Annotated in this window: 5 protein-coding genes, 10 tRNA genes and 1 pseudogene; 10 read left to right on the top strand and 6 right to left on the bottom strand. The window is 41.1% G+C overall.

Translation table 11 applies throughout. The features are described from left to right. Positions 1-218 precede the first annotated feature (218 nt). The 5 genes from DWV53_RS14730 to DWV53_RS14710 are packed head-to-tail and all read right to left on the bottom strand — an operon-like array spanning position 219 to position 4,742. Positions 219-569, bottom strand: a complete 351-nt coding sequence (locus tag DWV53_RS14730; protein WP_053397539.1) for an MmcQ/YjbR family DNA-binding protein — start codon at positions 567-569, stop codon at positions 219-221. A gap of 15 nt (positions 570-584) precedes the next feature. Further along, positions 585-2,159 (bottom strand): restriction endonuclease subunit S, encoded by a 1,575-nt coding sequence (locus DWV53_RS14725; RefSeq protein ID WP_158570063.1) that lies wholly within the window; start codon positions 2,157-2,159, stop codon positions 585-587. Continuing rightward, positions 2,152-4,047, bottom strand: a complete 1,896-nt coding sequence (locus DWV53_RS14720; RefSeq protein WP_118155350.1) for an HsdM family class I SAM-dependent methyltransferase — start codon at positions 4,045-4,047, stop codon at positions 2,152-2,154. Before DWV53_RS14720 ends, DWV53_RS14725 begins: the two co-directional genes overlap by 8 nt. A 24-nt stretch (positions 4,048-4,071) precedes the next feature. Continuing rightward, complete coding sequence (locus tag DWV53_RS14715; protein WP_053397536.1) at positions 4,072-4,401, bottom strand: helix-turn-helix transcriptional regulator; 330 nt, start codon at positions 4,399-4,401, stop codon at positions 4,072-4,074. A 2-nt stretch (positions 4,402-4,403) separates the two neighbouring features. Then, positions 4,404-4,742 (bottom strand): type II toxin-antitoxin system RelE/ParE family toxin, encoded by a 339-nt coding sequence (locus DWV53_RS14710; protein ID WP_118155348.1) that lies wholly within the window; start codon positions 4,740-4,742, stop codon positions 4,404-4,406. A 443-nt stretch (positions 4,743-5,185) separates the two neighbouring features. Between DWV53_RS14710 and DWV53_RS14705 the strand changes: the two genes are divergently transcribed. From DWV53_RS14705 to DWV53_RS14660, 10 genes are all read left to right on the top strand, one after another. Then, positions 5,186-5,270 (top strand) — tRNA-Ser (locus tag DWV53_RS14705). A gap of 6 nt (positions 5,271-5,276) precedes the next feature. Beyond that, a tRNA-Arg gene (locus DWV53_RS14700) sits at positions 5,277-5,351 on the top strand. Positions 5,352-5,358: 7 nt separating this feature from the next. Next, positions 5,359-5,444: transfer RNA gene (locus tag DWV53_RS14695), tRNA-Ser, on the top strand. 6 nt (positions 5,445-5,450) lie between these two features. Further along, a tRNA-Gln gene (locus DWV53_RS14690) sits at positions 5,451-5,521 on the top strand. Between the two features lie 9 nt (positions 5,522-5,530). After that, positions 5,531-5,603, top strand: a tRNA-Phe gene (locus tag DWV53_RS14685). A gap of 9 nt (positions 5,604-5,612) precedes the next feature. Beyond that, positions 5,613-5,694, top strand: a tRNA-Tyr gene (locus DWV53_RS14680). Positions 5,695-5,701: 7 nt separating this feature from the next. Next, positions 5,702-5,772, top strand: a tRNA-Gln gene (locus tag DWV53_RS14675). A gap of 13 nt (positions 5,773-5,785) precedes the next feature. Next, a tRNA-Arg gene (locus tag DWV53_RS14670) sits at positions 5,786-5,857 on the top strand. Between the two features lie 5 nt (positions 5,858-5,862). Continuing rightward, positions 5,863-5,935: transfer RNA gene (locus tag DWV53_RS14665), tRNA-His, on the top strand. 5 nt (positions 5,936-5,940) lie between these two features. Further along, positions 5,941-6,015, top strand: a tRNA-Thr gene (locus DWV53_RS14660). 241 nt (positions 6,016-6,256) lie between these two features. On the opposite strand, the pseudogene DWV53_RS16450 reads toward DWV53_RS14660, so the two are convergent. Beyond that, positions 6,257-6,536, bottom strand: a pseudogene (locus DWV53_RS16450) (hypothetical protein); the annotation flags it as partial. Between the last annotated feature and the right edge of the window lie 376 nt (positions 6,537-6,912).

The following is a 6,912-nucleotide window of genomic DNA, read 5'->3' as shown; positions in this document are numbered from 1 at the left end:
TCTCGTCTTTTGTTCTTAGAGGAGGGAGCGAGGTTATGTTTTGGGAACCCCAAAACTCCTCGCTCAACCATGAGGTCGGAGAAATTTTGCTCCCGATGGTCGCAGAAAGTGAGTGTACCAACTGTAAACAGTATGTCAAGTAACAAACACCCATGAACAGCGAAGCAACTTCTTTGCTAATGCCACTAAGCAGATGCAACAAAGCTATGTTCCATCTTTTATTGAGCAACCATTTCTGTTGATTTTGGCAATTTACTTTTCACTAACTCATATGATTCTTTTATCCAATCCTCTATCATTCTATTAGGAAAAGACCCCTCAATAAAAATGTCGTTCCAATGTTTCTTATTCAAATGGTACGCAGGAGAAAAGGCATTGTACTCTTCCCTCAATTCCTCTCCACGTTCGGGTAGCAGCTTTACTGCAATAGTTGGTATCGGTGCTTCCAACCAAATATGCAGAAATATCTTTCCTCCTACACGGAATACCACCCAATCTTCACCATAAGGCATAGCTTCTTCTGTATCTGGCAATGATAAGCAATACTTTCTAACTTCTTCAATGTTCATCTTGTACTTACGGTTTTATCTTTCAATGTGCCTAAGATATTCTAATATTTGCTGTTGCTCCAAATTCTGCATATATGCCTCCATATAGTCCCAATTTGGTTGGCTATTGCCATCTATAGGCAAGAGAATCTTTTGGCGTTTCAAACGTCCTGTTCCCATTTTATAGCCATATCCATATTTGGCACGTTGATTTGTTATGCACATGGATATGAAAAGAGAAACATACTTGTTGTTTCTTATAGGTTTCAGCTTGCGAGTGTCGTTTCCATATAGTGCATCGTATGGATGATAAAAGCAATACCCAACAGAGCCGTTTCGATTTACAGACAGGCTTCCCTTTTCCAATGTTTCGTTTTGATTGCCAACGAAATAACCGATGCCATTATTATTGGCTGTCGCCGTAACATAAGGGGTTTGCCCACTTGTACGCTCTCTTTCGTAGATGTCTTTTCCCGAAGATATTTGTGCAATTTCTTCAAGGAAGAACGCTTTCCATTTTACCCCCCCCATTTTGTTCTCATTGGCGTTCAAGCGCTTCTTGAAAACCTTTAGAGTTGTTTTGAGTATATCAGCTTCTACCTCTTGCATGAACGAGGACATGAAATCGAAATCTATTTCACCCTTATCATTAATGGGGAGTAATATCTTTTCTCGCTTTATACGTTCGTCATTTATTTCTCTGTTGAAACTGTACTTCTCCGACAAACGGTTGATTATTGGCACCATGAAGAGGTAGGCATATTTATCCAATCCCTTACGTTTAAGCTGAGTAACATGGTCACTTGCCACAAACTCGTATTGATGGAAGAATGCACTACCAACACTACCACTATTGGCAATGGTTATGCAATCCTCGAACTTTCTTACGCTGCCCTCGTTGCCGACAAATCCATCCACGCCATTGTTGAGTGCCGTGGATGATACGTATGGAACTGTACCTTCTGTGTGGTCTGCCTTTTTGAGACGTTTGCCACGCTGTATTTCTGTGAATACTTCTGTAAAACTAAAAGGTTTCCATTGAGAGCGGAGCAGTTTACCCCCCCCTAAAATTTCTTTGTGTATCAGTCGCTTGCATAATTTCTCTACTGCTGGTTTCAATAATAATGTTTCTTTTCGACGCATGTATTCCTCCATGAACTGCCAATCAGGATTTGTGCAATCAGCAGCAAGAGGAAGCATAATTTTAAAGGCTCTTAATCTGTTACCGTTTATTGAATACCCATGTCCAAAGCGTTCCCTTTGCTTTGTTATACACATTGAGACAAACAGCAAATGGTATTTATTCAAATCACTCTTGGGTATCAATGCGGAAACATGACTATCCAAAGCCATAGAGGTAGGTTGGTAGTAAGCTATTCCTGCACCGCCATCTCCATCGTTATTCAATGTCAGAATATCACCTCGAAAGATTTTCTTTTGTTCCTTTGATACGAAGCCTTTATAACCATTGTCTGTCTTTTTGGCAGAGACCAAAGGTAAAGTTCCTGTCGTCAAAGATGCCATATTATTTTGGTTTCCCTTTTCAAAGTCAAAGAAATCTGAAAGATAGAAATCTTTCCAATCTTTATTTTTGAGTGATAGCTTATCCATTCGCCACCTCCTTTTCTTCAAACAAGTAACCTCGTCCATGAGTAATCATGTTAAACTCAAATGTCAGATAGTCAGCCATTGTCTTTTCAAAGTCTTCATCTGATGGTATCTCTTCGTTGAAATAGTAAAACGAGTGCAGCCATTCGTCATCTGCTTCAATGGTGCTACGCACAATAAAAGAGTTTGGTGCAGTCTTGCCTTGAAACCAACAATCAAGCAGGTATTTCTTTCTCTCGGCAGCTCTATCTGTTGGCATCAATCCAACATGGGCAAAGACTTCATAACCATCATCTTTGAAATCGACAAACTTCACTAACTTATCCTTTGGGTGTGGTTGATGCGCTGTAAATACGGCTATCACAGGATTTGTTCCTACGCCATAGAACGTATCTGTATTAAGCGTTATAACACCCTCAAGCGTATGGTTATCGAGAATATACTGTTTGTCGATTTTGTCTTCTTTCGTTTTGCCGACCATTGTGCTTTGTGGAACTATGACAACACAACGAGCACCATCACCTACGCAATCCAACAAGTGACAGATAAATTTCAACTCCGTCAAGTGTGCCGTGCTTTTTGTCTTTCCTTGTGAATACGGTGGGTTCATCAAACCAACGGTAAAGCCTTTCTTGTACATGTCTTCTAATTTTTGCTTCAAGAAGTCTGCACAGATGAGATTGCTCTTTCCGTCACCACGCAGAATCATGTTGGTTGTGGCAATGGAAAACATATCGTCACGCAACTCTATACCGTGAAGATTGTTTCTTCTGATGTTTTCCTTGTCTTCCTCTTTTGCCTGTGTCAGCATTCTGTGCATGGCAGCTATCAAGAAGCCACCTGTTCCGCAGCAAGGGTCAAGCACCTTGTCGGTAGGCTTGATTTCAGCCAATTCTGTAAACAATTCGGTTATGTGCTTTGGAGTAAGAACTACGCCAAGTGTTTGCCCATCGCCACCACTATAACTGATGAACTCTCCATAGAAACGACCAAGTACGTCTTCTGGTGAGTTGTTGCAAATGGCAGTTAGAATATTTGAGTGCAAGTATTCCGCAAAGTAGCGCAAAGGGGATTTGCCCAATCGCTCATCCTTTTCAGACAACACAGGTCTATTGATGATGAGGTTAAATTGGTCTATAACCCTTTTCTTTTTCACCTGTGGCTCAACCTTTACTCTTTCCATGTGTGCGGACATGGCATCAAATATCTTTTGACCATCAGTTTTGATAGAATCCCCTGTCAGATTCTCTGTTGAGAAATCCTTTTCTTCTAATGCCAAAAGAATAGCAGATACGACCAAAGGTTTCTCGCTATCTCCGAGTTGTCCATAGTTGCGCAAATCCTCATGCAAAGTCTTTGCACGGCTAAGAATGGTTTTCAGTTCAACACGTTCAATACTTTCGTTACCGCAAATAATCTCATTGTAGTAACGCTCTATATTTTCGGTCGAGAATTGACTGAAGTCCTTGACCTTTGGAAGAATTTTGTAACCTGTAGGACTAACGTAAATAGGACGAATAACAATGCGCTTCTCGTCTGTTCCCGAACAACCAAAGGCAATGACTTTCTTGAAGTTTGTGTTTTGAATGATACTGAGCGCATAATGCAGCGCACCATTCTCCGCATACTTGGTTACGCTTGAAGTATCCATCAGCAAAGTTTCATTATCTTTCAAGTACTTTGCCTGGTCCTCAACCTTTGCCTTATCTTCTATTACGATAACAAAGTCACCCGATATTGCCAAGTATTCAGGAAAGCCTTTCTTTCCTGTACCACGTTTAGAGACCATAGCCTTGTTGATTTCCTCAATAGGGCATGACTCTGCGTAGTGCTCTATACTTGAAGCATCGAGCAGCTTTGATATAATGAGGTCTGTTGTCTTTTCTGTCATTTTTATACCATAGATAATTGGATTTTACCACAATGCAACTTTACCTGCTATACCTAAGTCAATCGTTGCAGTAACTACACCCAGTGCTTTGAACACTCTCCTCATGGTTGGAATAGTGATACTATAACCTCTTTCCAATCGAGAAATCTGTGCTCTTTTCACGCCAATACGCTCACCAAGTTGTTCTTGTGTCAAGTTCTGTTCTATACGAGCTTTCTTGATGGCTTCGCCTAATCTATAGGCATGTAAAGCTCCATCCACATCACTCTCAAAAGCATCACGTTTTGGTGTGCCTACTTTACCGAAATGCTTGTCAAGCACATCGTCCAATGGGGTAAGATTCATCTGTGCCATAATCACTTGTTTTTGAAATATTCTCTTCTTATTGCTTCTGCTTTTGCTATCTCCTTGCTTGGTGTCTTCTGAGTTTTCTTGATAATGCCGTGGGTGGCAATTACCAATGTTTCTTTATCCTTGTCCCAAAAAGCAAACAAGCGATAAGCAGTTTTGTTATACAATGTACGAAATTCCCATATCTCCGAGTTTTCCAACTTCTTGAAGAGTTCTTTGTTGCGTTCTCCACCTGCAACACGCTTGATGTTGTAGTAAATCTTGTAAGATACCGCTTCGGGTAAACTCTCAATAAAGTTCTGTGCCTCGTCTGTCAAGACAAGTTTGAAGATATTTTGCGCCATACATTTTTGTACAAAGGTAAGCATATTGTTTCATAAAGAAGAAACAATGACCATTTAAATATAATCTACAGCTCTTTTTTAACATTTTGGCGATAGATAATTGCGTATAAGAAACTTGCAAACCTCGTAGAACATCTAACTGAAAATAAAATCTAAAAAATGAATGAGATTGCCGTTTATCCACATAAAACTTGTATCTTTGCCCTCGAAAAGAGTTGTTTGACAAGCAAAGCAAACTTATGTATTATGCAGAAGTTAGAACCGTTGCTAAATCATTACCTCTATAGAGGTGGAACACTCGTAAATCGCTCATTTTAAGCTGTTAGGCAGAATTTAGCCGAATTTTATGGAAAAATCGCTCAAAAAACAACTTTTTTGAAACTTTTTCCTTGCTACGAAAAAAGACTTCACTCTCCCTTTATACCTTTGCATCATCAAAACAAGGAAGTATGGGTGAGCGGCTTAAACCAGCACACTGCTAACGTGCCGGACCGAAAGGTTCCGAAGGTTCGAATCCTTCTGCTTCCGCACTTTGGCTCGTTAGCTCAGTTGGAGCAGAGCACGACGCTACGAACGTCGGTGTCGGGAGTTCGAGTCTCTCACGAGTCACAATATTGGAGGTTTGGCAGAGTTGGTCTATTGCACCGGTCTTGAAAACCGGCAGGCGGCAACGTCTCAAAGGTTCGAATCCTTTAGCCTCCGCAAACTTGCCCTATCGCATAACGGTAGTGCGGCAGATTCTGGATCTGCAAGTGGTGGTTCGATTCCATCTAGGGCAACATCAGTAAGGAGCTTTGGCAGACCTGGTGTATGCGCGGGACTGAAAATCCCGAGAACGTGGTTCGACTCCACGAGGCTCCACTTTAAAATTCGGGAGTGCTCCAGTGGCAACGAGGGCGGACTGTAAATCCGCTGTCTGATGACTTCGTAGGTTCGAGTCCTACCTCCCGAACTCAACTTGCCCTATGGTATAATGGTAGCACAACAGGTTTTGGTCCTGTTAGCGAAGGTTCGATTCCTTCTGGGGCGACAAGTTAAGAAACAACTTCATGGTGTAATTGGTAGCATACCAGATTTCGGTTCTGGAGGTGGTGGTTCGAATCCATCTGGAGTTTATATGGAGTTTGTAGCTCAGTTGGTAGAGTGCCAGGTTGTGGCTCTGGTGGTCATGGGTTCGATCCCCATCAAACTCCCAAATGCTTCAATAGCACAGTGGTAGTGCAGCTCCCTTGTAATGAGCAGGTCGTAGGTCCGAATCCTACTTGAAGCTCCACATAAGAAAGGCTTCTTTTCAGGCAATTTTGCTTGAAAAGAAGCCTTTTAGCTTTCTTGTAAGACGATGGCTCGTTGATGTTCACTCATAATTTTCCTCCTTTATCCTTACACAAAGTTCAGAATAGATTTGAGTCTGTCCTGTACTTTGTTGAGCACCTGGATGGTGTCTTCGTTGTTCTTATCCTTCTTGTTTTCAAGAAGAATGATAGCCTTCTTTATTAGCTTGCAATCCTCTATGGATAAAGGCATTTCAGTGATAGAATAGTTAGGGTCAGCGTATCTGTAGTATATTCTATCATAAACCTCGATAGGAGCATTGTAGCCCAGTTTGTCAGATCTCATAATCTGTATGTCCATCTGAACAGTTCTGGCGCATACTCCTTTGGTGATTCCCTCCATGTCGTAGAGAGCGTTGCTACATGCCTCCACGAGATCATCGAGAGTCCATCTTCTGTATCTGTTTCTCAAACAGTTGTCTATAGTTTTGTACCTTATTAAGGCATTCTTATTTGCTGGCATAGTTCTTTCATTTTAAGCGTAAAAAAATGGTTGGATTTCATCCAGCTTTTTCTCGCCATGTCAGAGCATATGCAAGCAGTTGACTAAAAAGAAAAAGTTGGATTCTCCCGGCAAGGAAACTCCAACTCTTTCGTATTATTTTTGTCCTCTGTGGGGCACGCTGTTACGATGCCCGATAGAAATAACTATGCGAATAATGATGTGGGAATCCTATACCGGCTGTATCTGATGTACTTGATGTATGTACATAACTATTCCGTTCAAAGCGTCGATAGCTCTGAACGAATGATTGTGATGTTATGTGCATATTTAAATTCATTTCCGTATAGGATTTTTATTGTATTTACTTCTAAATTCTTTTAACGGGTGCAAAGAT

This window comes from Segatella copri (genome assembly GCF_003465495.1).
Taxonomy (GTDB): Bacteria; Bacteroidota; Bacteroidia; order Bacteroidales; family Bacteroidaceae; genus Prevotella; species Prevotella copri_G.
This window is presented reverse-complemented; position numbering and strand designations above follow the sequence as displayed.

Coding starts and splice junctions, on each gene's coding strand:
- DWV53_RS14730 (WP_053397539.1), bottom strand. CDS start 569: ATGAACATTGAAGAAGTTAGAAAGTATTGCTTATCATTGCCAGATACA.
- DWV53_RS14715 (WP_053397536.1), bottom strand. CDS start 4,401: ATGGCACAGATGAATCTTACCCCATTGGACGATGTGCTTGACAAGCAT.
- DWV53_RS14725 (WP_158570063.1), bottom strand. CDS start 2,159: ATGGATAAGCTATCACTCAAAAATAAAGATTGGAAAGATTTCTATCTT.
- DWV53_RS14710 (WP_118155348.1), bottom strand. CDS start 4,742: ATGGCGCAAAATATCTTCAAACTTGTCTTGACAGACGAGGCACAGAAC.
- DWV53_RS14720 (WP_118155350.1), bottom strand. CDS start 4,047: ATGACAGAAAAGACAACAGACCTCATTATATCAAAGCTGCTCGATGCT.